This window comes from Pseudomonas sp. PDM02 (genome assembly GCF_014852285.1).
Lineage (GTDB): Bacteria > Pseudomonadota > Gammaproteobacteria > Pseudomonadales > Pseudomonadaceae > Aquipseudomonas > Aquipseudomonas migulae.
Genome location: NZ_JACVBL010000014.1, coordinates 157047 through 184014 on the forward strand (window position 1 = coordinate 157047; position 26968 = coordinate 184014).

The 26968-nt window shown below is 57.6% G+C and carries 28 protein-coding genes; 14 read left to right on the plus strand and 14 right to left on the minus strand.

The window, feature by feature from the left end; all coding sequences use genetic code 11:
• The first annotated feature begins 60 nt into the window (after positions 1–60).
• Genes IB245_RS23500 through IB245_RS23515 form a run of 4 tightly spaced genes read left to right on the plus strand, consistent with a single transcriptional unit; the run spans position 61 to position 6111 of the window.
• Complete coding sequence (locus IB245_RS23500; RefSeq protein WP_192228810.1) at positions 61–1317, plus strand: TolC family protein; 1257 nt, start codon at positions 61–63, stop codon at positions 1315–1317.
• Entirely contained in the window at positions 1314–2612 is a 1299-nt protein-coding gene (locus tag IB245_RS23505; RefSeq protein ID WP_192228811.1) for an efflux RND transporter periplasmic adaptor subunit, read from the plus strand. Before IB245_RS23500 ends, IB245_RS23505 begins: the two co-directional genes overlap by 4 nt.
• Entirely contained in the window at positions 2609–5767 is a 3159-nt protein-coding gene (locus IB245_RS23510; protein ID WP_192228812.1) for an efflux RND transporter permease subunit, read from the plus strand. Before IB245_RS23505 ends, IB245_RS23510 begins: the two co-directional genes overlap by 4 nt.
• Positions 5764–6111: a copper-binding protein gene (locus IB245_RS23515; protein ID WP_192228813.1), complete on the plus strand. Its 348-nt coding sequence runs from the start codon at positions 5764–5766 to the stop codon at positions 6109–6111. Before IB245_RS23510 ends, IB245_RS23515 begins: the two co-directional genes overlap by 4 nt.
• 111 nt (positions 6112–6222) lie before the next feature.
• Here IB245_RS23515 and IB245_RS23520 read toward each other — a convergent pair whose 3' ends face one another.
• Complete coding sequence (locus IB245_RS23520; protein WP_192228814.1) at positions 6223–6648, minus strand: hypothetical protein; 426 nt, start codon at positions 6646–6648, stop codon at positions 6223–6225.
• A gap of 129 nt (positions 6649–6777) precedes the next feature.
• On the opposite strand from IB245_RS23520, the gene IB245_RS23525 reads away from it, so the two are divergent.
• From IB245_RS23525 to IB245_RS23535, 3 genes are all read left to right on the plus strand, one after another.
• Positions 6778–7434, plus strand: a complete 657-nt coding sequence (locus IB245_RS23525; protein ID WP_192228815.1) for a TetR/AcrR family transcriptional regulator — start codon at positions 6778–6780, stop codon at positions 7432–7434.
• A 294-nt stretch (positions 7435–7728) separates the two neighbouring features.
• Positions 7729–8112 (plus strand): hypothetical protein, encoded by a 384-nt coding sequence (locus IB245_RS23530; RefSeq protein ID WP_192228816.1) that lies wholly within the window; start codon positions 7729–7731, stop codon positions 8110–8112.
• 250 nt (positions 8113–8362) lie between these two features.
• On the plus strand, positions 8363–8842 hold the full coding sequence (locus IB245_RS23535) for a hypothetical protein (protein ID WP_192228817.1): 480 nt from the start codon (positions 8363–8365) through the stop codon (positions 8840–8842).
• A 614-nt stretch (positions 8843–9456) separates the two neighbouring features.
• On the opposite strand, the gene IB245_RS23540 is transcribed toward IB245_RS23535, so the two are convergent.
• The 3 genes from IB245_RS23540 to IB245_RS23550 form a co-directional block, all read right to left on the minus strand.
• On the minus strand, positions 9457–9756 hold the full coding sequence (locus IB245_RS23540) for a MafI family immunity protein (protein ID WP_192228818.1): 300 nt from the start codon (positions 9754–9756) through the stop codon (positions 9457–9459).
• Positions 9757–9872: 116 nt separating this feature from the next.
• The gene (locus IB245_RS23545; RefSeq protein WP_225609967.1) at positions 9873–10334 is read right to left on the minus strand and encodes a hypothetical protein; all 462 of its coding nucleotides are present in this window, start codon (positions 10332–10334) and stop codon (positions 9873–9875) included.
• Between the two features lie 180 nt (positions 10335–10514).
• A complete protein-coding gene (locus tag IB245_RS23550; RefSeq protein WP_318652986.1) occupies positions 10515–11549 on the minus strand; it encodes a GlxA family transcriptional regulator in 1035 nt (344 codons plus the stop codon).
• 118 nt (positions 11550–11667) lie between these two features.
• Here IB245_RS23550 and IB245_RS23555 point away from each other — a divergent pair, with 118 nt between their 5' ends.
• From IB245_RS23555 to IB245_RS23570, 4 genes are all read left to right on the plus strand, one after another.
• Positions 11668–12309 (plus strand): HD domain-containing protein, encoded by a 642-nt coding sequence (locus IB245_RS23555; RefSeq protein ID WP_192228819.1) that lies wholly within the window; start codon positions 11668–11670, stop codon positions 12307–12309.
• Between the two features lie 113 nt (positions 12310–12422).
• Entirely contained in the window at positions 12423–13304 is an 882-nt protein-coding gene (locus tag IB245_RS23560; RefSeq protein ID WP_192228820.1) for an NmrA family NAD(P)-binding protein, read from the plus strand.
• Between the two features lie 89 nt (positions 13305–13393).
• A complete protein-coding gene (locus IB245_RS23565) occupies positions 13394–14017 on the plus strand; it encodes a glutathione S-transferase family protein (RefSeq protein ID WP_192228821.1) in 624 nt (207 codons plus the stop codon).
• 395 nt (positions 14018–14412) lie between these two features.
• Positions 14413–15171, plus strand: a complete 759-nt coding sequence (locus tag IB245_RS23570) for a hypothetical protein (protein ID WP_192228822.1) — start codon at positions 14413–14415, stop codon at positions 15169–15171.
• A gap of 92 nt (positions 15172–15263) precedes the next feature.
• Here the strand turns inward: IB245_RS23570 and IB245_RS23575 are convergent, their stop codons facing one another.
• A complete protein-coding gene (locus IB245_RS23575; RefSeq protein WP_192228823.1) occupies positions 15264–15905 on the minus strand; it encodes an FMN-dependent NADH-azoreductase in 642 nt (213 codons plus the stop codon).
• 96 nt (positions 15906–16001) lie between these two features.
• On the opposite strand from IB245_RS23575, the gene IB245_RS23580 reads away from it, so the two are divergent.
• Positions 16002–16856 (plus strand): LysR family transcriptional regulator, encoded by an 855-nt coding sequence (locus tag IB245_RS23580; protein WP_192228824.1) that lies wholly within the window; start codon positions 16002–16004, stop codon positions 16854–16856.
• A gap of 156 nt (positions 16857–17012) precedes the next feature.
• Here the strand turns inward: IB245_RS23580 and IB245_RS29125 are convergent, their stop codons facing one another.
• The 5 genes from IB245_RS29125 to IB245_RS23605 all read right to left on the minus strand — a co-directional run bounded on the left by IB245_RS29125 (position 17013) and on the right by IB245_RS23605 (position 19807).
• Complete coding sequence (locus IB245_RS29125; protein ID WP_225609969.1) at positions 17013–17411, minus strand: hypothetical protein; 399 nt, start codon at positions 17409–17411, stop codon at positions 17013–17015.
• Positions 17412–17761: 350 nt separating this feature from the next.
• Positions 17762–18298 carry an AAA family ATPase gene (locus tag IB245_RS23590; RefSeq protein WP_192228826.1) on the minus strand — a complete coding sequence of 179 codons (537 nt, stop codon included), beginning with the start codon at positions 18296–18298 and terminating at the stop codon, positions 17762–17764.
• Between the two features lie 110 nt (positions 18299–18408).
• Complete coding sequence (locus IB245_RS23595; protein ID WP_192228827.1) at positions 18409–19038, minus strand: LysE family translocator; 630 nt, start codon at positions 19036–19038, stop codon at positions 18409–18411.
• A 159-nt stretch (positions 19039–19197) separates the two neighbouring features.
• Positions 19198–19416, minus strand: coding sequence for a DUF4287 domain-containing protein (locus IB245_RS23600; protein ID WP_192228828.1), 219 nt, complete (start codon positions 19414–19416; stop codon positions 19198–19200).
• A gap of 154 nt (positions 19417–19570) precedes the next feature.
• Positions 19571–19807 (minus strand): hypothetical protein, encoded by a 237-nt coding sequence (locus IB245_RS23605; RefSeq protein ID WP_192228829.1) that lies wholly within the window; start codon positions 19805–19807, stop codon positions 19571–19573.
• A gap of 210 nt (positions 19808–20017) precedes the next feature.
• Here IB245_RS23605 and IB245_RS23610 point away from each other — a divergent pair, with 210 nt between their 5' ends.
• Positions 20018–20359 carry a hypothetical protein gene (locus IB245_RS23610; protein ID WP_192228830.1) on the plus strand — a complete coding sequence of 114 codons (342 nt, stop codon included), beginning with the start codon at positions 20018–20020 and terminating at the stop codon, positions 20357–20359.
• Positions 20360–20748: 389 nt separating this feature from the next.
• Here the strand turns inward: IB245_RS23610 and IB245_RS23615 are convergent, their stop codons facing one another.
• A complete protein-coding gene (locus IB245_RS23615) occupies positions 20749–21261 on the minus strand; it encodes a GNAT family N-acetyltransferase (protein ID WP_192228831.1) in 513 nt (170 codons plus the stop codon).
• Between the two features lie 220 nt (positions 21262–21481).
• On the opposite strand from IB245_RS23615, the gene IB245_RS23620 reads away from it, so the two are divergent.
• Entirely contained in the window at positions 21482–24379 is a 2898-nt protein-coding gene (locus tag IB245_RS23620; RefSeq protein ID WP_192228832.1) for an EAL domain-containing protein, read from the plus strand.
• Between the two features lie 8 nt (positions 24380–24387).
• Here IB245_RS23620 and IB245_RS23625 read toward each other — a convergent pair whose 3' ends face one another.
• The 3 genes from IB245_RS23625 to IB245_RS23635 all read right to left on the minus strand — a co-directional run bounded on the left by IB245_RS23625 (position 24388) and on the right by IB245_RS23635 (position 26517).
• The gene (locus IB245_RS23625; RefSeq protein ID WP_008037782.1) at positions 24388–24549 is read right to left on the minus strand and encodes a DUF2986 domain-containing protein; all 162 of its coding nucleotides are present in this window, start codon (positions 24547–24549) and stop codon (positions 24388–24390) included.
• A 187-nt stretch (positions 24550–24736) separates the two neighbouring features.
• The gene (locus tag IB245_RS23630) at positions 24737–25027 is read right to left on the minus strand and encodes a hypothetical protein (protein ID WP_008035503.1); all 291 of its coding nucleotides are present in this window, start codon (positions 25025–25027) and stop codon (positions 24737–24739) included.
• A 212-nt stretch (positions 25028–25239) separates the two neighbouring features.
• A complete protein-coding gene (locus tag IB245_RS23635) occupies positions 25240–26517 on the minus strand; it encodes a flavohemoglobin expression-modulating QEGLA motif protein (RefSeq protein ID WP_192228833.1) in 1278 nt (425 codons plus the stop codon).
• Positions 26518–26968: the final 451 nt, after the last annotated feature.

Here is a 26968-nt window from a genome sequence, read left to right on the forward strand (position 1 = left end):
TGACCTGGCTGTGCGCATGTCTTTTGACGCGCGCAGTTGATGATCACAGGAATCGTAGACATGAACTCCAAGTGCTATTGCACAGGTTGGCCCCTCGTGGTCGGCCTGGCGGCAAGCGTACTGGCATTGCCGAGCTTCGCTGCCGCACTGACACTCGATGAAGCGTTGCGGCTGGCCGAAAACAATGCGCCGTCACTGACCGCACAAGACGCCAGGATTCAGGCTGCCAGCAGCGCAGCCATCCCGGCGGGTGAACTACCTGATCCCAAGTTGCTTCTGGGTGTGCAGAACTACCCCATAGGCGGTCCGGATCGCTGGAGCCTCGACCAGGATTTCATGACCATGCAAATGGTCGGGGTCCGGCAGGAGATGCCGAACAGCGACAAACGCAAAGCCCGTATCGAGGTCGCCGATGCGGCTGTTGATCGTGCCGCCGCCGAGCGTCGGGTCGAACGTCTGAAGGTCCGCCAGTCCACCGCACTGGCCTGGATCAGCAGCTATTCAATCGAACGTAAAGATGCGTTGTTCCAGGACTTCTACAAAGAAAACCGCCTGCTGAGCGATACCGTCCGGGCCCGGATTGCTGGCGGCCGCGCCCAGCCCGCCGATGCGGTGACACCCAAACAGGAAGCCGCTCAGTTGGCAGAGCAGCAGGACGATCTGATTCTGCAGCGAGCCCAGGCCCGAGCCGCCCTCAAACGCTGGATTGGCTCAGCCGCCAACGACAAGCCTGTGGGCAGCCTGCCTGAATGGTCCGTCGATAGCTCAAGCTACTCCCATCAACTGCAACACCACCCGGAGCTGGCAGCGTTTGCGCCGATGACCCGCGAAGCGCAAGCCAGGGTTCGTGAAGCCGAGTCGGAGAAGCAATCGGATTGGAGTTGGGAGCTTGACTATCAGCATCGTGGCCGACAGTTCGGCGACATGGTCAGCGTGCAGTTTTCCTGGGATCTGCCGTTGTTTCCTGACACTCGCCAAAACCCGAAAATCGCAGCCAGACACGCTGAGCTCAACCAGCTTGAGGCCGAGCGCGAAGCCTTGTCACGCGAGCACACCCAGCAACTGGAAAACCAACTGGCTGACTACGAGCGCCTGAATCGTGCCGTGCACCGAAACCAGGAAAGCCTGTTGCCGCTGGCCAAGGAAAAGGTCGAACTCAGCATGGCCAGCTACCGGGCCGGCAAAGGTGATTTAGACACCGTTGTGACCGCCCGACGTGAACTCATCGAAGTTCGGCTCAAACAGATCGACGTGGAAGAGCAGCGCGCGCTGACCAGTGCACGTTTGTATTTTGCTTACGGGGAGGCCAGCCGATGAAACTTGAAAAATGGAACGGGGCATTGCTGGTTAGCCTTTCGCTGGCATTGGGTGTTGCCGGCGGTTACGGGGTCGCGCACCAGCGTATGAGCGCAGCGCCAAATGCGGTGGCGGAGCAAGACATCAATGCTGTGCCCGAACGCAAAGCCCTGTATTGGTACGACCCGATGTACCCGCAGCAAAAGTTCGACAAACCGGGCAAGTCCCCCTTCATGGACATGCAACTGGTTCCCCAATACGCCAGCGGCGCAGGAGATCGGGCGACTGTCAGTATCGACCCGGGGCTGACCCAGAATCTCGGGCTGCGTTTTGCGACTGTCACCCGTGGAACCTTTCATTCCAGCCTCGACGTGACAGGTGTCCTGGCGCTCAACGAACGTGACGTTGCGGTGATTCAGGCACGCACCGCTGGCTTTGTGGAGCGAGTCTATGCCCATGCTCCCGGAGATGTGCTGAACGCCAACGCAGCGTTGGCGGATATTCTGGTGCCGGAATGGGCTGCGGCTCAGACGGAGTTCCTTGCCCTGAAGCGTAACGGCGACGCTGACCTGTTGGCTGCGGCCCGCCAGCGACTGCAGCTCACCGGAATGCCGGCAGCGCTGATCACTCAGATCGAGCGTAGCGGTAAGGTTCAGCCGTACCTGACGCTGACCAGTCCCATCGCCGGTGTGCTGCAAGCGTTAAATGTACGCACGGGCATGACCGTGGCGACGGGCGACACGCTGGCACGCGTCAATGGCTTGAGCAGTGTCTGGCTGGCCGTGGCCGTTCCAGAGTCGCAGACCGGATCGATCACAGTGGGGCAGATGGTCGAAGCACGGCTGCCAGCCTTTCCGGGAACCGTGCTCAACGGCGAGGTCAGCGCTATTTTGCCCGAGACCAGTGCGGACAGTCGCACCCTGCGTGTGCGGGTGGAACTGCCCAATCCGGACGGCCGCCTCAGGCCGGGTTTGACGGCGCAGGTGCGCCTGAACCGTTCGAGCGAACACAGTGTGTTGTGGGTGCCGAGCGAGGCAGTTATTCGCACGGGGCGACGGGCCTTGGTGATGCTCGCCGAAGACACTGGCCACTACCGCCCGGTAGAGGTGCAACCCGGACAGGAGAGCGATGGCAAGACGGCCATTTTGAAAGGACTGGAAGAAGGCTGGAAGGTGGTTACGTCTGGCCAATTCCTGCTGGACTCGGAGGCCAGTCTCAAGGGCATTGTCGCCAGCACTGAGGACGAGTCGCCACCCAGCGCAGCAGCCGCCGGTATTCATGAGGCGGATGGGGACAAATCGGGGAGCCAGCCATGATTGCGGCCCTGATTCGTTGGTCAGTCGCCAACCGGTTCCTGGTGTTACTGGCGACACTGTTCGTCACGGCGTGGGGCATTTGGTCAGTGCAGAGCACACCCATCGATGCGCTGCCGGATCTCTCGGATGTTCAGGTGATTATCCGCACTCCATTTGCGGGCCAAGCGCCGCAGATTGTCGAGAACCAGGTGACCTATCCGTTGGCCACCACCATGCTCTCAGTGCCGGGAGCGAAGACGGTGCGTGGTTATTCCTTCTTCGGTGACAGCTTCGTTTACGTGCTGTTCGAAGACGGCACTGACGTGTACTGGGCCCGTTCGCGGGTGCTGGAATATCTGAGTCAGATACAAAGCCGGTTGCCGGCCAGCGCCAAACCGGCGTTGGGGCCGGATGCAACGGGGGTGGGCTGGATCTATCAGTACGCACTGGTGGATCGCAGCGGTGGACACGACCTGGCGCAACTGCGCGCGCTTCAAGACTGGTTCCTCAAGTTCGAACTCAAGACCCTGCCCAACGTCGCGGAAGTGGCCACGGTGGGGGGCATGGTCAAGCAATACCAGGTACAACTCGATCCGCTGAAACTGGCCAGCCTCGGCATCACTCAGACAGAGGTGACCGAGGCTATCGGCAAGGCCAATCAGGAAACGGGTGGCGCGGTACTGGAGATGGCAGAGACCGAGTTCATCGTGCGCGCTTCCGGTTATCTGAAGACGCTCAATGACTTTCGGGCGATCCCGCTCAAGTTGGGGGCGGATGGTGCGCCGGTGACCCTTGGCGATGTCGCCACTATTCAGTTGGGACCGGAAATGCGGCGGGGCATTACCGAACTCGACGGCGAGGGCGAAACCGTCGGTGGTGTGGTGATTTTGCGCAGCGGCAAGAACGCCCGCGAGACCATTGCGGCAGTCAAGACCAAACTCGACGAACTGAAAAGCAGTTTGCCGGCCGGAGTGGAAATCGTCACCACCTACGACCGCAGCAAACTGATCGACCGCGCGGTGGAAAACCTCAGCCATAAGTTGATCGAAGAGTTCATTGTCGTCGCGCTGGTTTGCGGGATCTTCCTTTGGCACTTGCGCTCATCACTGGTGGCGATCATCTCCCTGCCGGTGGGCGTGCTGATGGCCTTCATCATCATGCGTTACCAAGGGATCAACGCCAACATCATGTCCTTGGGCGGGATTGCCATCGCCATCGGCGCCATGGTCGATGCTGCTGTGGTGATGATCGAGAATGCCCACAAGAAGATTGAGGCCTGGCACGCGGCCAATCCGGGGGAGGAACTGAAGGGTGAGCGTCATTGGCACGTCATGACCGAAGCAGCGGCAGAGGTCGGCCCGGCGCTGTTCTTCTGTTTGTTGATCATCACGTTATCGTTCATTCCGGTGTTCACCCTGGAAGCTCAGGAGGGGCGACTGTTCGGCCCGTTGGCGTTCACCAAAACCTATGCGATGGCCGCGGCGGCGGGGTTGTCGGTGACCTTGGTGCCCGTGCTGATGGGGTACTGGATTCGCGGGCGAATTCCCGGTGAGCAACAAAACCCGTTGAACCGCTGGTTGATCAGGATCTACCAGCCGGCCCTGGAGGCTGTGTTGCACCGTCCCAAAGTCACCCTGCTGGTGGCACTGGTGGTGTTTGTCAGTGCGCTATGGCCAATGTCGCGCCTGGGCGGTGAGTTTCTCCCGCCTTTGGACGAAGGCGATCTGCTCTATATGCCTTCCGCTCTCCCGGGGTTGTCGGCACAGAAAGCTGCGCAGCTGCTGCAACAGACCGACCGCCTGATCAAGACGGTGCCCGAAGTCGAGCACGTGTTCGGCAAAGCGGGGCGTGCCGAAACTGCCACCGACCCGGCACCGCTGGAAATGTTCGAGACCACCATTCAATTCAAGCCACACGAGCAATGGCGGCCAGGCATGACTCAGGAAAAACTGGTGGAAGAACTGGATCGCGTGGTTCGGGTTCCAGGGCTGACCAATATCTGGATACCGCCGATTCGCAACCGTATCGACATGCTTGCCACCGGCATCAAAAGTCCGATCGGAGTGAAAGTCGCCGGCACCCAATTGACGGACATCGATGCTGTCACCCAGGCGGTCGAGCTGGTGGCCAAAGGCGTACCCGGTATCAGTTCAGCGCTGGCCGAACGCTTGACCGGTGGCCGCTATATCGACGTGGATATCGACCGCAAGGCCGCCGCTCGCTACGGGCTGAATATCGCTGATGTGCAGTCCATCGTGGCCGGCGCTATCGGTGGTGAAAATGTCGGGGAGACCATTGAAGGGCTCGCACGTTTCCCGATCAACGTACGTTATCCACGGGAGTGGCGTGACTCGCTCGGTGCCCTGGAGCAATTGCCGATCTACACGCCGTCAGGCATCCAGATCACCCTGGGGACAGTGGCCAGCGTCAAAATCAGCGACGGCCCTGCGATGCTCAAAAGTGAAAACGCGAGGCCTTCAGGCTGGGTCTATATCGATGTGCGTGGCCGGGACATTGCCTCGGTGGTCGCTGATTTGCGCCATGCCGTAAACGAGCAGGTCAAGTTGCAGCCTGGCATGAGCTTGAGCTACTCAGGGCAGTTCGAGTTTCTCGACAGAGCCAATGCACGACTCAAACTGGTGGTGCCAGCCACGCTGTTGATCATCTTCGTGCTGCTCTACCTGACGTTTGCGCGCTTCGATGAGGCGTTGCTGATCATGGCCACGCTGCCATTCGCGCTGACTGGCGGGGCATGGTTCATCTATCTGTTGGGATTCAATCTGTCGGTCGCCACCGGTGTCGGCTTTATCGCCCTGGCCGGTGTTTCCGCCGAGTTTGGCGTGATCATGCTGCTCTACCTGAAAAACGCCTGGGCAGAACGTGAAGACCTCGGCGACAGCACTGAGCGCGGGCTGGTTGCGGCAATTCGTGAAGGCGCTGTGCAGCGGGTTCGCCCCAAGGCCATGACCGTGGCCGTGATCATTGCCGGCCTGTTACCCATCCTGTTGGGCAGCGGAACCGGCAGTGAAGTGATGAGCCGCATTGCCGCGCCCATGGTCGGCGGCATGATCACGGCTCCCTTGCTTTCCCTGTTTGTCATTCCGGCAGCCTATCGCCTGATGCGCCGCCGACATCTCGTCATTGAATCCACTCACCTTAAAGGAAAAGTCGTATGAAACTGACCCATATTGCAGTGGCAGGAACCTTGGTTGCATTGTCTTTCCTGGCTCGTGCAGAGGACATGCCGGGTATGAAAATGGACGGTATGGAGGGCATGCAGACAAAAGAGACAACGCAGGCGCCCGTCGCTAATGCCAATGGAACGATCAAGGCTATCGATGCTGCCAGGCACACGGTGACCATCTCCCACGGCGCAGTACCCGCCGTGCAATGGCCGCCGATGACCATGGCCTTTTCCGTGACGGATGATCAGCTCGCCGGGCTGTCGGCCGGAGACCGTGTCTCGTTTGTTTTCCGGGTCGAGGGTGGCAGCGCGACGATTGTTTCAATCAAAAAATAGGGCAGCGGTGGTGCAAGTGGCCGGCACATTTTGTGTGCCGGTCGTAAGGACAGCTATCGATCCGGGGCGACCCTCACCTCGCATCGATACGCTGCCGAAAAACGGCTGACCTCAAGACGCCCGCGATTCACGTGTTGCGCTGCTCAAACCCATAGCCGTGACACCGATGCGCGAGAACACCAGCCACACAAACAGCAGCACACTGCAACCAACAAGAATGGACGCGGCGCCAATCAACGGCTCGATGGCCGCGACGCCCTTGAGCCGCAACGTCAGTGCGCCAAGCATTACCGGGACGCCAATGTTGTACATCCAGAACTGTACGGCAGCCGCACGTCCTTCGGTGATTGACGGGTGCGCTGTGCCGATGATGCCGAACAGGGCCATCGACACCCATCCCAACAGATTGACATGAGCATGTACCGCGAAAAGCGAGTGGTCGCCGGAAGCGCCCATCGCCACGCCCAGCATCACGCCAATGGCGAAGTAGAGGGCAGCGAGCCGAAACCAGGTCCGTGAACGGGGGTTGTGATTCATGGCATTCACCTCATGCGCCCAGAGGCGCGCTCAGTTGCTGAAATATAACGGGCGACCTCTTGTCGGTTGATTGTCGCGCGCCTATTATGAGACTCAAGTCTCATGAATAGACAGAGTCTCATATATTCCATGTCGATCCCGAAGTCAACCCCGTCTGAACCCGGCGGCGATCCGCAAGGCCGCGCCAACCAGAAACTGCGAACGCGTCAGGCGCTGATCGATGCCGCCATCGCCTTGCGCGACGAGGGCCAAAACCCGACGGTGGCGCAAGTGGCCGAGCGCGCGATGGTCTCGCGCGCCACGGCCTATCGCTACTTTCCCTCGACCGAGGCCTTGATCAGCGAGACGGCAGCGGATCGTGAAATGAAGCCGCTGGAGAGCTTCTGGCGGCCGGGCGACGATCCGGTCAAGGGCATCGGCCTGGCCGCGAACGCGTTGAACAAACTCTTGATCGACGACGAGATCGGCTTGCACGTGATGGAACGTTCGTTCATGTCGGTGTGGCTCGACAGCGAGACCCACGAGCCCCTGCGACCAGGCCGCCGGATGAGCTACATCGAACCGATCGTCGACTCGCTGAAGGACGTGCTCTCGCCCCGCGCACGCAAACGACTGAAGCAGGCGCTGTCGATCGTTATCGGCACCGAGGCGTTGATCGCCGTGCGCGACATCAGTGGCGCGAGCGTTGAAGAATCACTCGACACCGCTGCGTGGGCGGCGAGGGCGCTTGTTCGACAGGCGTTGCAGGAGAATGAAGAGGCGCGGCGCAAGCGCAATTCCGTGTAGGCCGGGTTGCGGGTTTCTTCTGCGCGACACTGAGTTGCCTGTGTTTGCTCAGGTAATGTGGGTGGCGGCTTTTGCCAAAAACAGCCAGTCAACAGCCTGTCAGCAAGTCCATAGCCCGCTACTCATTGGCTGCGAACGTTCAGCAATTTGGCCAGTTTCGTATCACGTTTTTCTCTGCTCGGCTCCGTATTTACCATGATAGGATCTAAGAAAAGTAACGTCTTAGCGTGTAGCAAGGGATTTTATGCAACAACGATGTCCTTAATAGGAGTTATAGGGGTCAGTGGAAGTACGATGAACATTACGAAAAAAACAACCTTGCCCTTTATTGGAATCAGTGCGGCTGTCGTTGGGGCATTACAGGTGCTTTTGTACGAACCCTTGATTGCAATTGCGCAAGCACAATTTGGCGGCGTTCCTCTTCGACTGATCATGGAGATACTTTTAACGACTGCAGCTCACACGGCTATAATTTCAATAGCTCCGTTATTTCTGGCAGCATTTAACAAGGTCGCCATAAGCTACGCAGTCCTTATCTTGTTTATATCTATATATATACAAATCGCAGTAGGTATAAATCCCGTCGGTCCGACGGTGGCTGCTATAGTTTGTTCAGTTTCAATTTTTTATGCATCCACAAAGGTAAGTGAACTTATTCGGCATTTTCGTGCGAAGTGAATTCCTATAACAAGTCGTCCAAGTGATTCCTCTTGATCTCCGGGATCTCGTTCTGCGGCTCCGCAAGCTAAGCTTCAGCGAGTGGCTGCTTTGGGTTTTGGATTCAATCGGTCGCGACAGGCAAAAAACGGCCAGAAGCGGACTGGTTTTATCTTGAGCCGGCATCGCCGATGCACCAAGAATGACCGGCAACCTGCTCGCCTAGTTAAGTCATGCCGTATCCATGTGCAAAACCAACGCTGAGGGGAAGATGATCATCAATAGTCGGCAGTTTCGCCTGGTAATTTCCATTACTGATCTATTCCAGTGGTCGGATGACGACATCCCCTCCCTTTTGGGCACCTGGACGCAAATGATCGAACTGTTGGGTCTCAATGAGACTGAGATAGCTGCGCTGTACTATCTTTATTTCGACAGTACATCGATCGGCCAAGGTAACGTTTACGCGTTCATCAGCGATGCTCAACCTGAGAACAGGTTGGTCTTCGATTTGTACCGAGGACTGACCGATCAGTTGGACATTATTGAAATAATGGTTAGCGTTTCAAGAGAGCTGGTCATCCCTACAAAGTCGCTACTACGGCATGCATTCGATCTGGCTTCCCATCAGATTCATTACGAAGAGGGAAATTTTTTGAAAGCCTTCAAGGATGCTATCGATGTTGAAGGCTACCCAAAAATGATCGAAGAAAGCAGCTATTGCCAACAACTTCTAATCACACGCTGCTAACGACTCCTTACGCTTCACTGGCTCTGTCAGTGGCCTGAGAGGCATCCCCTGCCCCACGTTGGGGATTGAAAACGATGTGCGCACCTTTTTGTCGATTCTGACCCTCCTTTCAGTCGTCCGTTGGCTCTTGAACGTGCTGGCGATGTCTACTTCCGGCCAATTTCAGCCATTGCTGACCGGCAGCAATGGGGCGTTTTCTGCCCTTCTTCACAGGCCGCACTCGGGCAGGAGCGGACACACCGGTTTGTGTTGCATCGCAAAACTATTAGAGATTATTAGAATGCCAATTGAATGCCAATTGAATGCCAAAGATGCCGTCAAGGTTCAGTCCAAGCGATGCGTATCCGATCCACGCACATTTTGCTGTGGGTCTGCGACGAATGTGAAGCGACATGGAAAAGCAAAGATAAGGTCAACATCGATCAATTTGAAGACTATGGAACGCTAATGATGGGAATCGGACGCAGTCCTTTGTGGTCGGAACTGGAACCCCAGTAAAAAGCGGCGCGAGCATTCGCTTCACGCACTCTGAAACCGTCCGCTATGGGTCGATAGCGGTCTGTCAGAAAGGGCAAAAAACGACCCAAAGCAGTCCATAGGTGGGTTAGTCCTCGTTACCCCGTGAATGGCATCTCCAAGGCTTTTGCGATCCGAGCTAAAACTGTTATGCATTTCTCAGAAACAACGAGCGTTGGTTCTTTAATCATATAAAGCAGGTGTTCGAACGCTACTCCAGCCTCGTTGTGATCTACATAATCCAGAACAATCTCACTCCCATTCTCTAAACCTGCCTGGGCTAATGCGTGGTCCTCCGGTACAGGGCCGAGTTGCTCGTATGCTATGGACATCAGCGTCGAGATTTCCTCAAGTGCCTCTACGAAATCGGCCCTCAAGTCGTTGTTAAAATGGTGCATGACAAACATTCCTTCGATTACGGTGACCCGCGGTCCGTCCGCGCCTGGTCGATTGTTGCGCAACACCTGGTTTTTGCGCGCGCTTCGGGAGCTAAGGTCGATTGTCCGCTCTTGGGTCACGCTCTACCCATTTCCTCGTACGAGGCATAGACGACCGTGATGCGCTCATCCCAAGCAGCTTCAGCGACATCCCGGATGATTTCCGCAAGCGTCTCAATACCCACATCCTGGGCCTTGATGCAGGCCAGGCGTCCAGGCGACCAATCGATAACGGTGCACTGTGGGTACTTCCCTAGCTGTGCGGAAAGGGCTTCCTGAGGTGGCTCATTGCGGGTGTACATGAAGTCAAAGTACGGGTCACTGGTACCCTGAAGTGAGTACACAGAAGTCCAAGCATTTGATGGGCCGGGAAAGCATATGTTGACGTTACGATGCGCCCATTCTGGCCCACCGTGTTTGATGCGGCGAAGTACTTCGATGATCGAGTGACAATCGGAGATTTGGATCATGCGATCAGGATCAGACGTCCCGCCAGGGCCAGGTTGGGCGGCTGCTTTAGTGGCCAGAAGCGCGGTCATTCTTGCTTTTCTCTTCATCGTACTATTCAACGCAGACTCCCGACGCTGCGGGCAAGCTATCTAGAAAGGCGTCAATCTGCCGGATAACGCGCAAGTGCACCACAGGAATGTGCGGGCCTACGGCCAGGCATCCGTTGCGATCGCTTTGCGGACCCGTGCGCGGAACTGCTCAGCGTCGGGTTATATCTGAGCCAGCGTGCTATCCGGCGCAAAGCGCAGCGCATATTCCTTGGGGCTGATACCCAGGCGTCTTACAAATGCTTTGCGCAACACATCGACACTGTTGTAACCGCATCGACGTGCAATTTCCTCCATTGAACGTCCACCCAGTTCAAAGGCCCGACAGGCTGCTTCGAGGCGAATGTCTTCAACGTACTTCGCCGGCGTGGTCTTCAAATCCCGTTGAAACGTCCGTATCAAGGTCCTGACACTGGTCGACATCTGGTCTGCCAGCCTCTCGACCGTAAGGTCTGTGTGCAGATGCTCACTGATCCAGAGGCACAGTTCATCCAGGCTTGAACCCGGCGCACGCTGCGATTGAAGCGTGACGCTGAACTGCGCTTGTCCACCGGGACGCCGCAGGAACAGGACCATGTTTTTCGCAATCTCCATCGCGACGTGATCCCCCAAGTCCTCGCTGACTAGCGCGAGCGCGAGATCGATTCCCGCTGATATTCCTGCCGATGTATACACGTTGCCGTCTTTCACCCAGATAGGGTTCGCATCGACCTGAATCTGCGGATAGCGCTCCGCCAACTCGCGCGCCATCTGCCAATGGGTGGTTGCCCGACGACCATTCAGAAGTCCGGTCTCAGCCAGGGCAAACGCTGCGACACAGATCGAGCACACGCGCCGCACGTTTCCAGAACGCGTCCGTATCCACTCGATAGCCTCCTCGTGCTGGCGGCCCACTGACTGGCGGCCCGCAGCGACAATCAACGTGTCAATTGGCGCGCTCCCACGACGCTCTTGCTCAAGGGTTTTATGCGCCGTGAGGTTAATGCCTGTGCTGCTTTTCAGGTGCACGTCGTCGCCCGATGAAACCAGGTCAATCTCGTAGGGAAGGGGGGCGCCGTCGTGCAGGCTATTGGCGAAGGCAAAGACCTCTGCAGGACCGATCACATCGAGCGCATCTACCGGGGGCAACCCCAGAATCACCACTCGTTTTTGCGTTTGCCCGGGGAGCAAATGGCGGGTGTGCGTTTGTTTTTTCACCGTTGCGCTCCGCGAGTGACCGAAAATTATTTTGGCACGAATCAACGGAAAATAGTCAATTTGGACAACTCAGAATCATTAGATTGGAGCGAGGTCAACCTCACCCTCGGGAAGCAAAATGAACACACCGGTTACTGTCGGCGGCATCATCGCCCCGGATTCCGAACTCACCCGCAAGGCGGCTTCGCTCGTTGATCGGGTCCACTCCAGGGCGATCCTGAATCACGTGCATCGCACTTGGTGGTTCGCCGATTTCCTCGGTAAGCAGCGTGGGCTGAAATACGACCGGGAAACCGTTTACCTCGCTGCGCTGTTGCATGACCTGGGGCTCACCAGCGAGTTCTGCGCCGAGCAACGCTTTGAAGTCGATGGCGCCGATGCGGCCAGCCGATTTCTGTTATCGAACGGTTACCCGCAAGCGAAAGCGGAGCTCGTCTGGGATGCGATCGCTCTTCACTCCAGCGCCGGCATTGCAGACCGCAAGCAGCCGGAAATCGCCCTGATCTACATGGGCGCTCATGTCGATGTCATGGGCCTGTTCATAGAAGAAATCACGCCATCACTGATTGACGACACGCTCGCGCTCTATCCCCGCGTCGGCATGAAGGCCGCGTTTACTCAAGCGGTGGCCGAAGTTGCCCGGAAAAAACCGCACACAGCCATTGGTACCGGGCTGGCGGACGTTGGACGTCGCCACATACATGGTTTCGATTGCCCGAACGTGTGCGACCTGATTGAAAACGCCCCCTTCGATAGCTGAGAGACAGCACTGCGCAGTGTCTGCGGTTACCAGGCTCTTCGACCCGTCGAGCGGTCGTTGAAGTCACTGGACATCAGGAGCGTAAGCTCTAATTACTTGAGAGGAACAGAGTCATGAACGAAGCAGAAATTCTGGTCAGCGGCGCAACCGGGCGTACGGGTGGGGCTGCCATCGATGAGTTGCTCAAGATGGGCAAGCGCGTGCGAGCTTACGTGCGCACGGACGATGAGAGGGCTGCGGCTCTGCGCGAGCGCGGCGTTGATATTGCCATTGGTGATTTCACCGATATCGATGCTATCCGTGCGGCGATGGAGGGGATCCGCTCGGCCTATTTCCTTTATCCGCTGGCACCGGGAATCATCGACGGTGCGGCCTATTTTGCCCAGGCAGCGAAGGAGGCCGGGGTACAGGCCATCGTGAACATGTCGCAGATCTCCGCGCGGCGTGAGTCCAAGAGTCATTTGGCACAGGATCACTGGATCTCCGAGCGCGTTTTCGACTGGTCGGGCGTACCGACAACGCATCTGCGCCCCACATTCTTCGCGGACTGGCTCGTCTACCCTCACTTCGCCAAAGAGATCTGGGCCAGGAAAAAAATCGAGTTTCCCTTCGAGAATGGCCGCCACGCGCCCATCGCTACTGACGACCAAGGACGGGTGATCGCCCATATCCTGGCTAACCCAGCGGGACACGAGGGGAAGATTTACAGCCTTCATGGCCCGGTCGAAATGAACCACACCGAAATCGCTGCTGCCATGAGCGAGGTGCTGGGTGTGGAAATCCAGTACGCGCCAACCTCGATCGAAGCGTTCCAGTTCAAGATGGAGCAGGAATACCAGTTTCCGCCAGCCTTGGTACAACACCTGGTTGAAGTCGCTCAGAACTACCGGGAAGGCATCTTCGCGGGTGTGAACGACGTAGTGGAGAAAGTCACCGGCACGCCCGCGTTGTCTGTGCAGGCTTTCATCGAACAAAACCGGGACGTCTATGCGTGACGACTCGCAGCGTCGGGCCTGGCTTGTGTGACAGTCGGCGCGCTTTAGCGGATGACTGAACTGAGCCCGCAAGGAGGAAGAAATACGTCATGAACGCCCTACTGGAGTTACACGGTGCGCCCACGGGCAATTGCATCCGGGCAGCCATCGCCCTCGAAGAAGCGGGGCTGGCGTACACGGTTCGACTGGTGGATCTTTCAAAAGGCCAGCAAACAGGGGTGGATCATCGCTCCCTGAATCCGGCCGGAAAAGTCCCGGTATTGGTCGAACGAAAGGGCGATGAGCCTGCCTTTGTACTCACTCAGTCGAACGCGATCATTTTCTACGCTGCCGAAAAGGCTCCAGAGCGGCTCTTGCCCAGTGCCGCTGGCCACAGAGCTACGGTGTATGAGCGATTCTTCTTCTTTTTGACCGATGTCATCGCACCGAGCCATTCGGCGTTCTTCCTTCGCGGCCAGGGTCTGCAAGACGGCTCTGCGCGGCTGGTCGAGCGCATGCTTTCGTCAATTGAGTTGGCTGAGCAGTTCGTCAGTGCTGATGCTTATATGGCGGGAAGCTGTTTCTCCATCGCGGATATCGCCGCCTACAGCATCATGTCGTCAGTGGAAGCAGACATCCCGTGGGATCGCTTGCCCAAGCTTCGCCGCTGGTATGAAAGGGTGGGTGTTCGACCCAGCGTGGTCAGGGGATTTCAGGCATTCAGCTCGCGGTGAACTGTTGGCGTCCGGAAGCCTTAGAGGTTTTTGCTCAACGCATGCTTCAGTCCAGATATTCGTTTGTTGAACTCGGGCTGACAGCACCTATCTAAAAATGTGGGGTAACGTCCCACACAAAGATGCTGACTGGCTCTCAGGGATCGTGCGGAAACCGCAGTTGCTGGTTAATGCTGCAGATTTATGGCCGTGCCGGTTGGCTGGCCGCTCCAATGGGCGGCCGGGAACTCACTGGATATTGCGTTCGATAGGGACATGACTGCGCAACTCCAAGCGGAGGTGCATCATGCTGATCAAGAAATGTTTGTTGGCCCTGGCAATTGGCGGGGTCCTGTCGGCATCGACTGTTCTAGTGCCCGATTACATCAGTAGTTTCTCCAGCGTGTATGCCAAAGATGGCAGCGGTGGTGGCGGCGGTAACAGCGGAGGCGGTGGTGGTCACGGTGGCGGCGGCGGTGGCTCCGGTAGTGGAGGCTCCGGAGGCAGTGGTCACGGTGGCAGCGGCCATGGAGATGGTGGTGGTCATGGTGCATCAGGCCACGACGGTGACGGTCATGGTGGTGTTGCCGGGAACAGAGGCTCAGGCAACGCGCATGACAACGATGCCGCAGATGCAGCCAGGGACGCTGCCAGAAACGATGCAAATGCAGCCAGAGATGCTGCCAGAGCTGATGCAGATGCAGCCCGGGATGCTGCAAGGGCTACTGCAAATGCAGCCAGAGATGCCGCCAGAGCCGAGGCGGATGCAGCCAGGGACGCTGCAAAAGCTGCTGGCATACCGGGCGCAGATGCAGCCAGAGATGCAGCTCGGGCCGCTGCCGACGCAGCCAGGGACGCCGCCAAAGCAGAAGCCGATGCAGCCAGAGATGCCGCCCGTGCTGCTGCAGATGCGGCCAGAGACGCTGCAAAGGCTGAGGCAAACGCAGCCAGAGAGGCTGCCAAAGTCGAGGCGAGGGACGCCAGAGAAGATGTGGCGGACGCCCCGGACGCCCCAGACGCGCCGGATATCGACGCGGTTGAGGTACAAAACTAGGCCTGCACGTTTCGCAATGAACACGGCAGGCATACCCGTAGCAAACGTCCGAGAGTTTGAAGGACGTATTGGCAATAAGTCGCAAGCCCTGAAGTGTCACGGGGCTTGCGATTTTTTTTGACCGATTTCTGCCGGCCTTCATCGGCAGCATTGGGTCGAAAACTGCCTCTGGCTTTCATGCCTGAGTGGGCGCCTGTACCTTATAAATACCCGTCAGCGACAAAGAGTATCTGCCAATCCTCTGGCCTGCTGAGTCGCAGCCTCACGCGCGCCAAGATCAACGTCTTCCCCCAGGATGGTCTTCTCCACAATCACCGAATGCACATCGGTCACGCCGATGAATTGCAGCCAGGCTTCCACATAGGGCTTCTGGAAGTCGAAGCGTTCCGCCGGTGTGATCGACTGCGCTGAAAAATCCAGGCCTCGGGCGTATGCCACTACGGCGATTTTGTTGTGCAGCATGCCTTCCAGACCGCGTTCCGGATCGAAGCTGAACAGGATGTCTTTCTGCGATATCAGGTCGATGAAGTGCTTGAGTTTGTACGGGATGCTGAAATTCCAAAGCGGTACGGACATCACGAGTACATCCGCGCGATGCAGGTGCGCAGCCAGGTCCTTCAAGGTGTTCCAGGCCTCCTGTTGCGCCGGGCTCAAGGCAGTGCCGCTGAGTCCTGCGTATTTGGCTTCCATTGCCAGCTCATCGAATTCCGGCAACGCCATGTTCCAGAGGTCGAGGGTGATGATGTCGGTGTCCGGGGTGTTTTCTCGATAACGCGCAATGAAGCTGCGGGCGACTTCAAGGGACGCCGAGCGCTGCTTGCGTGGAGAGCATTCAATATGGAGCAGGGTAGTCATGGCACGCCTCGAGTGGTGGGGTAGGGAGGCATTGCAACATAGTTATATTTGAAATATAAATCGTAAATTACCAGTCGATTAATCACGTATAAAACTATGTTCGATTCGCTGCTACTCAAAACATTTGTCGCTGTGGTCGACGAAGAAGGCTTCAGCCGTGCAGCGCAAAAGCTGCACCTGACTCAGTCTGCGGTGAGCGGCCATGTGCGGCGATTGGAAGAACAGATTGGTAAACCCCTGTTGACGCGTACCACCCGTTCCCAGCAACTGACGCCCGATGGCGAGCGCTTGCTCTCTTATGCGCGCACGATCCTTGTGCTGAACCGTGATGCCTGGGCTGAACTGACGCGTACGCCATTTCACGGGCGACTGCGGATCGGGGTGTCCGAGGATTTTGTCGAGCCCCGACTGCTACGCGCTTTTCAGGAATTCGCGGCGCAGTACCCAGGGATGGAGATCGACGTGCAGGTGAGCATTCCCGGTACGTTGTTGGCGCTGATGAAGCAAGGGCATCTGGAGTTGGTCATCGGCTCACTGTGCGAAACCAGCGATGCGGGGAAATTGTTGTGGCAAGAGCCGCTGGTGTGGGCCTGGTCGGCGCAACCCGTCACCCGGTTACCGACGCCGTTGCCGCTGGCCCTGTTCCCCGAGCCGTGCCCTTATCGCGAGGTTGCGTTGAAGCGACTGGCTCAGGCGGGGATCGCCCAACGCACCGCGATGTTATGCAGCAGCACCGCCGGGTTGCGGGCTGCGGCGCTTGCAGGCTTCGCGGTTGCGCCCATGACACTCAGTCAGTTGGGGCAAGGGCTGGTGGTTCTTGGGGCTGAACAAGGGTTGCCGGAGTTGCCGGATGCAGAGTTTCGGCTATTTACCTCGCCTGAAGCGGATCAGGCGATGGTGGCGGCGGTTACTCAGCTTATCGTGGAGTATTGCTCCACGCGCCGGGCTTAACGGTTATTTCAATGGCCAGTATTGAATGCGCTTGGTCGATAACCTTCATTGGTTGCGGACGCTCAGGCTTCACTTGGGAAGCACTGAGCGAATATCCGATTCGTACCTCGTCGAGGTTCTCAGCTTGATTTCTACAGCCTGGTGTTACAGGCAGATTTAGCGACGATAGTAGCGGCGATCGTCCTCGTAGCGGTGCCGCATGGACCGATCCTGATGACGCTCCCAATAACGATGGCGTTCGGCATCCCGGCGGGCTTGCTCTCTACGCCACTGTTCTCTACGCCAGTCGTCTCGGCGCCAATTGTCTCTACGATCATGCCAACGGTCGTCATGCCAGTATCGGTCATCATGGGCAAGCAACGACCCTGGCTGGTTGCCGGCCATACTGGCCACGGTCGGCCAAGGGCTGCCGGTAGCCTGGGCTGGCGCCTGAACGGCCGCCACTTCAGTTGCGAAAACAGGGGTTGAGGTCTTCATCTGTGTTGCTGATGCCGAGCCCACTGCCGCGAACGCGAACAGGCCGAAGAGCACCATCCGTAGGTCATGGAATTTCATGAGCGAAGACAACCTCTGAATTGACATGTTGATGTGTAGCCATCTGGCTGCGGGAAGTCTGCGGGTCAGCGCTTACCGAGCGAATGTGCCTGTCCACATAGACCTGTAAACAGGGAAAAGTTCTAGAGCGCCGCTGTTTAATTAGCCAACGGCCTGAGTGTTCGGCCTCTTTGAGGTTTGCGCGTGAGCCCCATGAAGGCGTCGGAGCCCGTGATCCATCTGACGCCACGCCATAAACTTTCATTGGCATTCGTCAGCCTGTTTTCCGTTTTGGAAAGAGTCGGTTGATTCACCGTCAGGTTTGCCTGTGCTCACGTTCGTAATCGGGGATAGCGAAAGTCCCCCTCCCTTTATTCAAGGCAGACGCCCGACGCTACGGGCAAGCTATCGAGAAAGGCGCGAATCTGCCGGGAACCGCGCAAGTGCACCACAGGAATGTGCGGACCGATGGCCAGGCGTACCGCGTCGATTCCTGGGCGGTAGCCACGATCGAAGTTCCACACAAAGTTGAGAAACGTCAGGAATGCCCGGTCGAGCTTCTCTGTACAACCTGCTGCAAGGTCAGCGCGAGGGCGGTTCATGACGCTGCGCCTGATCACCCGGGTGAAACAGGTGAGCCGCGAGGTGTCGAGCCAGATGATCAGGTCGGTCCGGGGCAGGCGAAGGTCGAAGGTTCGCCGCGCATAATTGCCTTCACAAATCCAGGCCTCTGGTGTGAGCGCTTTGCGGACCCGTGCGCGGAACTGCTCGGCGTCGGGTTCGACCCAGCCGGGTTCCCAGAACAGCGTGTCGAGGTGCACCACGGGCAGGTTCAGGCGTTTGCCGAGGGCGCGGGCGAGGGTGGATTTGCCGCTACCGGCATTGCCCAGAATGACAATCCGTTGCATGGGGAGACTTCCTGTCGCGAAAAAAGCCGACAAGTGTGCAGGTTTTGGTTGGCGCAGTAAAAGGCGGCCTCGGCGAGTGACAACTATTGAGCGATATCGATGCGACCGCTTCAGGCTGTCCGGTTCAGCACCAGCAAACGTACTGCCAGCGCCGTCATTACGACAGCGAAGCCATAAGCACCCAGGCGGCTGGAGATTTTGCCCCCACGCAGACGCCCATGTAGCTGCCCGGCACAGACGCTGAGCAGGGAATGAAAGATCAAAGCGATCAGCGCAAGCAACACGCCTAATACCATCAGTTGCACCGTGATGCTGCTGGTTCCCAGGGTGACGAATTGCGGCAGGAATACCATGAAGAACAACAGCGCCTTGGGATTCAACAGGCTGTTGAGGGTCGCCCGGATGAAGATCTTGCGCCGCGATGCCAATGCAGGTTGAGCATCAGCGTCCGCTGGTGGAGTGCTCAATGCCTTCCACGCCAGCCACATCAGATAGCAAGCCCCGGCCCACCGCAGCAAATCAAATGCCGGCGCCCAACTCATCACCAACGCACCGAGCCCCGCGCTGACCATGGCGGTCATCAGCACGTCGGCCAGGGTTATTCCCAATGCGGCGGCGAAACCGGCACGCCAGCCATGGGCAACGGCATGGCTGGTGACGATGGCCATGTTCGGGCCAGGCACGATCAGCAACAGCAGGGCGGCGACAGTGAACAGGTAAAGGTTGGTGGCGTCCGGCATAGCGCAAACTCCCCTGGATGAGAAACAAGGCTAACCGTAGTCATTGGGTTGAAGCAGATACAGTGGAGGTGGATTTGATAGCAACAGTCAGGTGTATGGCGCCCGGTTGGCTTGAGCCGCAAGCGGGTGCATCGAGCGCCCTGTGCTACATCAGTCTAGTCAGTCGGTTTTAGTGCTCGCTAAAAAGTACGCAACCAACGCGTTGGCATGGCCATGGCCCATGCCGTGTTCAGTTTTGAGCAACGCAACCATCTCCATATGCTTCTTGCCGTTGACTGTCTTGAGCAGGGTTAGCCAGTGGGTGATTGGCTGCCCATACTTTTTTTCAATAGAGGGAAAGTACGACGCTGGTCCTTTTACTTTTGGATCGTCGGTCATGACGCAAACTCCTTTTTTGCTTGAGAACTATCGGGAGACATTACCCAGAGAGAACCACGACTACGATGACGGCAAATCCTGCGTCTTTCCGGATTCGACAGCAGTATAGAAAGTCATTCGATGGATGCCGATCCGCCGGTCGAGGCGTGCGGCGCTAAAGCCACGTATTCACCACCCGCCGATCCAGCTCCTCCCAGTCCGCCATGCCCAGCACCCGCGTGGTGTTCAACCCGCGTAAATAACCGCGCAACTGATTGGCGGTGGCCCGCACAAGTTCCGGGTCGGGCGCGTGTTCGCCCAACAATACGGTTTCGTATTGGACCAGGTACTCGGCCACCCGGTCGCGGAAATCGGGCAAAACGGCATCGCGGATCAGGTCAAAAGTTCTCAAGGATAGATCCTCATCAATTTTTTTTAGTGGTGATTCAGAGTGTGTACCCATCTGCACGGCGCGCAACTATTGCTAGAGGTAATAGTGACCATTACGAAACACAAGTTCTGCTTTGTTGGTTATAGGCGGAAAATCACCTCCAACGAACACGCACAGCGACGCAGTCCCGCTGCTGGATAAACCGAAGCTTTTATTTTCTGGATAAGACCGATGCGCTCTTTATTTTTACCCGCCATGGCGATTGGCTCTTTGTTGCTCGCCGGTTGCGCCTCCGCGCCGAACGACCCGACCCTGACCTTGCAGACCAGCAAGACCCCAGCCCAATACGCCGATTGCGTCGTACCGAAATTGCAGAGCCATGCGTTGAACCCGACCGTCTCGCAAACCCAGCGCAGCTACCGGATCGTGGTGCCGAGCAAAGTTTCGGCCGACAACGTGCTGGAAGCCTACAAGGCCGGGAATGGCGGCAAGGTGTTTATCTACGAGCGGCACTTGCTGGCTTCGAACCTGCTGCCTTCAAGTTTTGAACGCGCCGCACAGGACTGCATCTGACCCCAGCCCGTAACGCTTTCTACAGAGCTCCTTTGGTTGGCCGCAACCAACCAATTTTTTACCCCGCAGCCCATTTGGTTGCGGGGCTTTTTTTGTTCTACACGAAATCCCGGGGACAGAAACAGGAACGGCGAAATACTAGCTCCCGCAAATTCGACGTCGTTTAGCTGAACTGGATTTGGGATAAGCGCAAAACCTGTAGGAGCCGGCTTGCTGGCGATAGTCGTTAACGATAACGCGTAAGAGCCGGTTAAACGCGGGGTACTTGAGTCCATCGCCAGCAAGCCGGCTCCTACAGGGGAACGCATACACCCTCAAACAACGAGGTCGAGCGTTAGTTCGCCTCGCGGCCTGAATCTTGAGACGTTTCCGGGACTCTTATTGACCCTTCATTCACTCGTCTGAATCGAAAGGCCAAACCGATACTCCTGATTTGCGCCTGCTTGCAGAGATGTCTGTTCAATTACAAAGCCACAGCGTTCGAGCACTTTTGCCGAGCCGATATTGTCGACGTAAACGTTGGCAACCAGTTGATTAAGGTCCCAACGCAACTGCGCTTGCTCGATCAAATGCCTCACCGCCCGCGTTGCCAGTCCTTTTGCGCAAGCACTTTGAGCGATCCGATAGCCGACTTCTGCCGACCGCGCGGACGTGTCGATGTCTTTCAGGTTCGCTCGGCCCACTATTTCCCCCCCAGCGTTTACGATGACAAAGGGGTGCCAGGTGCCGGCGGCATAATCAGATAAATAGGCTGCAATGTGCTCGGTGACACCCTGCACCGAATAGAAAGCAGCATTACGTGCGTCAATGTGGCGCTCGAACCACTCGCGATTGTCCCTTTCAAACGTCAGCAATGCCTCAGCATCAGTGTTTTGCAGGGTACGAATTGTGACGGTCTCCATAAGGACGCTCCTTTTCCTGGTGGAACTACTTGGATAAGGGTGCAGAGGCACACTTGTCAGTCGTTTGCCGAGTTGGCGCCCTTACAGAATGACCTGTTGAGGAAGCAACTCACAATTCGAAAAAACCTATTGAATAAAAACTCTATAAACGGGAAGCTCACTGGCGCATTGCTAGTAACCAGTAAGTGAGTATCGCCAGTTTCTGGCTCAGGGAGCGTTGATGAGTTTTCGTCCTTTGACCGACTTCCCGCGGCAATCGAACGATTGCGATATTGTCGCCTCTGAGCTTAAAGGGAATTCGGATACTGTCGGCATGACCTGCGCTGGCAACGAGGATACGATCGAACACTTACTGAACTCGGCGCGCAACTGGACGCACACCACCGCGTGGGTCGTTTACCGTGCCGGTGAACAGATGCATTTGGTCGGGCAGGGCGACCCTCAGGCGCAGTGGCCGTCAAGTGTTGCGAATGAACAGTTCGATGCCTTTTGCCAGACCCGGTACTTGCACCGCTGGCCGACCGGCAGCGGCGAAAGTGTGCTGGGTTGGCTGCTTGCGCCAATCGCCGAGGCCGCAGAACCGGCGCTCGCCGGTTTTGCCCAGCGCCTGGGCCTTCAGGTGCAGACCAATACCCTGGCCCGCGCGCAGATTACTCAGCGTGTGCTGTATGAAATTACCTACCTGGCCAGTTCGACCCGCGACCGGTCAGTGTTCCTGGTGGGGGTTCACCAGTTGCTGGCGAGCCTGATCGACGCCGAGAACTTCTATCTCGCGCTGTATGACCCGCACAGCGGCAAGATCGACTACCCGTATTACGTCGACATCATTGACGTTGATGCCGTGGAGTCCTCGCATTACGAATACCTTGACCCTTCGCATCTTTCGTTGACCGGCCAGGTATTGACCAGCGGCCAGCCGTTGCTGATCGACGCCGCCGGCATTCTCGCGGCTCAGGCCGAAGACCGTTTTTACTGCGTGGGTGATCGTCCCGAATTCTGGATGGGCGCCCCGTTGAAAAATGCCTCGGACGAGGTGTTTGGCATGCTGGCGATGCAGGTCTACGACGTTTCTCGTACCTACAGCGCCGAGGACCGCGCGTTGTTTCTGGTGGTGGCCCGCCACGTGGCCATGGCGCTGGACCGGATTCTGCACCGCGAGGATCTGGAAGCGACGGTGATGCGTCGTACCCTGGAGCTCTCGGCGCTCAACGACGCCTTGAGGCAGGAAGTGGCAGAGCGAGAGCGCGCCGAACATCTGCAGAGCGCGCTGTTCCAGATCGCTGAACTCTCCAGCCGGCCTGGTGACATGGCTGAGTTGTTTCAAACCTTGCATGGCATCGTCGGTGATCTGCTGTTCGCGCGGAACTTCTATATTGCGCTGTTCGACGACGCGACCAGTGAAGTGACCTTTCCGTATTATGTCGATGAGCGGCAGACGGCCTGCCCAGCGGCCCGGCGAGGGCGCCGGGGCTTGACCGAGTACGTTATCCGTCAGCGTCGACCTTGCCTGATTGACGCCGACGAAGCTGAGCGATTGTCTGCGCACGGCGACATCGAACTGGCCGAAGCGTACTTCCGATCCTACTCCTGGCTGGGCATTCCATTGTTCGATGGCGATGTGGTGCGTGGCGTACTCGCGGTGCAAAGCTATACCTCGCAAGTGCGCTATACCCTGCGCGACCAGGAACTGCTGACGTTCGTCTCCCGGCACATCGATACAGCCTTGTCGCGCCGCACGGCCGCCGAAGCGATCCATGCCGCCAACCTCAAGCTGGAAGCCCGGGTGCAGAACCGCACCCGCGAGCTCGATCACGCCAATGCCAAGTTGCAACACGAAAACTCCCACGATGCGCTGACCGGGCTACCGAATCGTACCTACCTGCAACAGCGCCTCAATCTGGCCTGGTCGCAGTTCGGCAGCGAAGGCGGGCACCTGGCAGTGATGTTCATCGACCTCGACCGTTTCAAGATGGTCAATGACAGCCTCGGCCACCATTTTGGCGACCTGCTATTGATGCAGGCCGCCCACCGTTTGCGCGGTTGTCTGCGCGACAGCGACATGCTCGCGCGTCTGGGGGGGGATGAGTTTTCCGTGCTGGCTCCCGAGGCGCCGCTGGAGGTCGTAATCGACATCGCCGAACGGATTCTGGTGGCGTTTGACCTGCCGTTCCTGATCAATGGCTATGAAGTGTTTTCGTCCTGCAGTATCGGTATTGTCAGCGCCGACAGTCAGTTCCATCAGGAACCCGCCGACTTGCTGCGCGACGCCGATGCGGCGATGTACCGGGTCAAGAGCGCCGGGCGCGACAGCTACGCAGTGTTCAATCAGGAAGTGCGCCGTGAAGTCTCGGACCAGGTTGAGCGGGAAGGGGCCTTGCGCAACGCACTCAAACGTACCGACGAACTGTTGCCGTATTTCCAGCCGATTGTCAGCGTCGAAAGCGGCGAGCTGTTGGCCCTTGAAGCACTGATCCGCTGGCATCAGCCGGGCGGCCGGGTGATCGCGCCGGGCGAGTTTCTGCCGGATGTCGAGGGGCTGCGCCTGATTGGTCGACTGGACCTGTACATGCTGACCAGCATCGCCGCGATCCTCGCCCAACCCGAACACGCCAATTGGCCTGCGGTGCACGTCAATTGCTCCAGCTACAGCATGACGCGCCCGGACTTTGCCAATGATGTGCTTGCGCTGTTGGCGCGATACGGGGTCGAGCCTTCGCGGATCTGCCTGGAGTTGACCGAGGGTGCACTGGTGGCGGAGCCGGCGATTGCCCGACTGACCATGCAGCAATTGGCCGACAACGGCATGTCGGTGGTGCTCGATGACTTCGGTGCCGGGTTTTCATCCCTGAGCTACGTGCATCAGTACCGCTTCAGCGGTTTGAAGATCGACAAATCGTTCATCCTCGAACTGACCACCAGCCCTCGCAGTCGCGCGATCGTGCGGGCGATTGTGCGGATGGCCGAATCGCTGGACCTCAGCGTTGTGGCCGAAGGTGTCGAGGATGAAGCGACGCTGGTCTTGCTACGCGAAATGGGCGCAGGGCAGGCTCAGGGTTATTATTTTGCGAAGCCGATGGGTTTGGAGGCGCTATTGGCGAGTTCGTTGATGGTTCGTTAGGGGCTGGATCAGCCCTCAGAGGGCGTGATTGCGTCTTGAGCGGACTCAGCGGCCAGTTTCAATCGGTCAGCCTTACTGATGTATTTGGACTTGTTTTGCGGTGCCAGTTTGGCACTGGCCTTTTTGGCGTGAGCCTTTAATAGCTGCTTTATTTTTTTCTGACGATTCATGTATTTCTACTCGGCTTGTGAATGCCTGAATGATGGCAGAGGTTTGCACACGGAGCCTAGGGGTGAGACACGGGCTTGCACCGCAATCAAACCCAATCTGATGGTTTGCGGACGATCACATTTGCGCCAGGCAAGCATACAAAACCCGCGACAGCGACGGTGTCGCGAGATCAATCGCAAGGGCGCGTTATTTGATCTGCACGATGACCGGACCTTCCGTTACGATCGGCGGGGACGCGTGGATACTTGATGCGTTTTTCTTGATCCACTCGCTTGCCACTTTCAAGCTCGCATCGCTGCCGGCCTTGTCCGTGCAAACCGTCACCGACGTACCACCATCACCCGTATTCAGCAGCGTGTAGCTTACGAGGCCTGGCACTGTCCGCAGGGTTGCTTCAACGTCGGTCTTGCGCTCTTCCAAAAGCTCGAAAAGCTGCTTTGCTCCAGTACCCAAGTAGGTTCTTATCACCGCATACATAGTCGTCTCCTATGGGGCACCGTCTTGATGCCTGTCCAGATTCGCTGATGGCCGCTATCTCTCAGGTTTCAATTCACCCCGATTAATTAAGCTTAGCCACACGCCGGCGACTGGCGAAGTGCAACGACCACCGGCCGCTTCTGGCCGATTGCTGCGCCGTGGTCAGGATATTTCCGTGAAACTCAATCGAGTCAATTGGCAGGTGCCCATGATCACAGGGCGCTGGCATCGTGTTCGTGTTCGTCTGCAAATGTCATGAGCACCTCCAGATCGAGCACATCCAATTTTATCTGGGCAATAAAAGCGGAGAAGGCCAGGTTGGCGGCGAGCAGACGTAAATCGCAGGCCCAGGCCGGTAGATGGGTGGGGCCGTGGAGCCAGCCAGATTCAAATAGAGGCGCCAGGCGTACGGTGTCGGCCAGACTGAGGCGTCCGGCAAACAAATGCCCCACCAGTTCCGGTCGATTGTCGCGGATCGCGATGCGCAACAGGGTATGGACGCCCAGCAATCCCGTCAGGTAGGCGGCATCCTTGGTAAATGCCGAGCCACCACGCAGGTCGGCGCCACGGAAGACCCGCTGGGTTGAGCGGAAGGACTCCTCTTGTGACTGGCCTGCGGCGAGAAATCCCTCGAATACCTGTATGAAATCGGCGCCGTCCAACGCCTGCTGGACTGCAAGCACGCGCAGGGCCAGGCGGCGCAGGCGGTTGATGTCCATGCTGCCAGTGAACAGTTCTGCCAGGGTGGCAATGCCTTCCTGGGTTTGGGTCGTGCGTGGAGCCCCCAAACCCAGGCTTTTGAGGTTGGGCTGGAGCGCGCCATTTTGTGCGGTAGCAACATGCACGAAGGCCTCATGCTGCAATAACTGATTCTTGTCCAGTTCAGAGAACAGGGCACCGGTACGCAGGCGTATACGGCTTGCCCCGGCGATCGCCTTGGCAGCCAGCGTCGGGTCGAGCACGACCGTGACCCGGCCCTCGCCGAAGAAACGGTCCAACTCCGGCTGCATCCAGGCGGCGAACACCTCGGCCGGGATCTCAGCCTGAGTCGGTGGAATCCGGGCGCCACCCAATAGGGCGTTGGTGGTGGTGAGAAAAAAATTGGCCGCGTCCAGCATGCTGAGTTTCTGGCTCGGATAATAGAAATCCGGGCGTCGGTACAACGCGGATGAGTATTGAGTGAAGGCGGGAGTGCCAATCGCCCCCAGCATGCGTCCGGCCGTGGCATAACTGCGCGCTGTCATGGCGAGATAGTGCCCGGCTGGGTGCCCCTGATCGCAGCGTCCTATAAAGGCTTCCAGAGCGGCGATGTCGGCACTGTGATCGCGGGGGCGCAATTCGACTCTGGGCAATTCGGCTTTCCCGTTACGCCAATGCGCCAGGAAAACGTCCTCGACGCCATCCGGCCAGGACAGGGCATTCAGTACGCGGATCTTGCGAGCCAGACCGGGTAGAGCGGCATCGAGTTCAGACAGGGGGGCGCTGCTCATGGAGTCACCCTTGAAAGACGAGGATCATTCGAAAAAGCTTAGTCGTTCCGATGCGGTGCGTTGTAACCGATCAGGAGGCTCCCTGTTGTTCACGGGCGACGGAACCTTCCTGCTTCTATATAAGACGATTATCGGGCCAGGGCTGGCGGTGGCAGCCAGGGATCTTTGGTGTGGAAAAAGAATTTTCGCTCGGGGGTTGACCACGTATTTTAATACTGTACTATTCGCCTCCCGCTAACGAGCAGTTCGCTGCTGGTTCTGGTTTAAGTTGTTGATTTGGTTAAGAAAAATCATCAACTTTTAAGGTTGCAGTTTGATGAAAGGCGCTGTAGAATGCGCGCCTCGGTTGAGACGAAAGATCTTAACCAACCGCTCTTTAACAACTGAATCAAGCAATTCGTGTGGGTGCTTGTGGAGTCAGACTGATAGTCAACAAGATTATCAGCATCAC

Coding starts and splice junctions, on each gene's coding strand:
- IB245_RS23570 (WP_192228822.1), top strand. CDS start 14,413: ATGGCAGCGGTGGTGGCGGCGGTAACAGCGGAGGCGGTGGTGGTCACG.
- IB245_RS23630 (WP_008035503.1), bottom strand. CDS start 25,027: ATGTATGCGGTGATAAGAACCTACTTGGGTACTGGAGCAAAGCAGCTT.
- IB245_RS23595 (WP_192228827.1), bottom strand. CDS start 19,038: ATGCCGGACGCCACCAACCTTTACCTGTTCACTGTCGCCGCCCTGCTG.
- IB245_RS23505 (WP_192228811.1), top strand. CDS start 1,314: ATGAAACTTGAAAAATGGAACGGGGCATTGCTGGTTAGCCTTTCGCTG.
- IB245_RS23535 (WP_192228817.1), top strand. CDS start 8,363: ATGATCATCAATAGTCGGCAGTTTCGCCTGGTAATTTCCATTACTGAT.
- IB245_RS23620 (WP_192228832.1), top strand. CDS start 21,482: ATGAGTTTTCGTCCTTTGACCGACTTCCCGCGGCAATCGAACGATTGC.
- IB245_RS23615 (WP_192228831.1), bottom strand. CDS start 21,261: ATGGAGACCGTCACAATTCGTACCCTGCAAAACACTGATGCTGAGGCA.
- IB245_RS23515 (WP_192228813.1), top strand. CDS start 5,764: ATGAAACTGACCCATATTGCAGTGGCAGGAACCTTGGTTGCATTGTCT.
- IB245_RS23555 (WP_192228819.1), top strand. CDS start 11,668: ATGAACACACCGGTTACTGTCGGCGGCATCATCGCCCCGGATTCCGAA.
- IB245_RS23635 (WP_192228833.1), bottom strand. CDS start 26,517: ATGAGCAGCGCCCCCCTGTCTGAACTCGATGCCGCTCTACCCGGTCTG.
- IB245_RS23520 (WP_192228814.1), bottom strand. CDS start 6,648: ATGAATCACAACCCCCGTTCACGGACCTGGTTTCGGCTCGCTGCCCTC.
- IB245_RS23530 (WP_192228816.1), top strand. CDS start 7,729: ATGAACATTACGAAAAAAACAACCTTGCCCTTTATTGGAATCAGTGCG.
- IB245_RS23575 (WP_192228823.1), bottom strand. CDS start 15,905: ATGACTACCCTGCTCCATATTGAATGCTCTCCACGCAAGCAGCGCTCG.
- IB245_RS29125 (WP_225609969.1), bottom strand. CDS start 17,411: ATGAAATTCCATGACCTACGGATGGTGCTCTTCGGCCTGTTCGCGTTC.
- IB245_RS23545 (WP_225609967.1), bottom strand. CDS start 10,334: ATGACCGCGCTTCTGGCCACTAAAGCAGCCGCCCAACCTGGCCCTGGC.
- IB245_RS23525 (WP_192228815.1), top strand. CDS start 6,778: ATGTCGATCCCGAAGTCAACCCCGTCTGAACCCGGCGGCGATCCGCAA.
- IB245_RS23510 (WP_192228812.1), top strand. CDS start 2,609: ATGATTGCGGCCCTGATTCGTTGGTCAGTCGCCAACCGGTTCCTGGTG.
- IB245_RS23610 (WP_192228830.1), top strand. CDS start 20,018: ATGCGCTCTTTATTTTTACCCGCCATGGCGATTGGCTCTTTGTTGCTC.
- IB245_RS23600 (WP_192228828.1), bottom strand. CDS start 19,416: ATGACCGACGATCCAAAAGTAAAAGGACCAGCGTCGTACTTTCCCTCT.
- IB245_RS23625 (WP_008037782.1), bottom strand. CDS start 24,549: ATGAATCGTCAGAAAAAAATAAAGCAGCTATTAAAGGCTCACGCCAAA.
- IB245_RS23540 (WP_192228818.1), bottom strand. CDS start 9,756: ATGCACCATTTTAACAACGACTTGAGGGCCGATTTCGTAGAGGCACTT.
- IB245_RS23500 (WP_192228810.1), top strand. CDS start 61: ATGAACTCCAAGTGCTATTGCACAGGTTGGCCCCTCGTGGTCGGCCTG.
- IB245_RS23590 (WP_192228826.1), bottom strand. CDS start 18,298: ATGCAACGGATTGTCATTCTGGGCAATGCCGGTAGCGGCAAATCCACC.
- IB245_RS23560 (WP_192228820.1), top strand. CDS start 12,423: ATGAACGAAGCAGAAATTCTGGTCAGCGGCGCAACCGGGCGTACGGGT.
- IB245_RS23580 (WP_192228824.1), top strand. CDS start 16,002: ATGTTCGATTCGCTGCTACTCAAAACATTTGTCGCTGTGGTCGACGAA.
- IB245_RS23565 (WP_192228821.1), top strand. CDS start 13,394: ATGAACGCCCTACTGGAGTTACACGGTGCGCCCACGGGCAATTGCATC.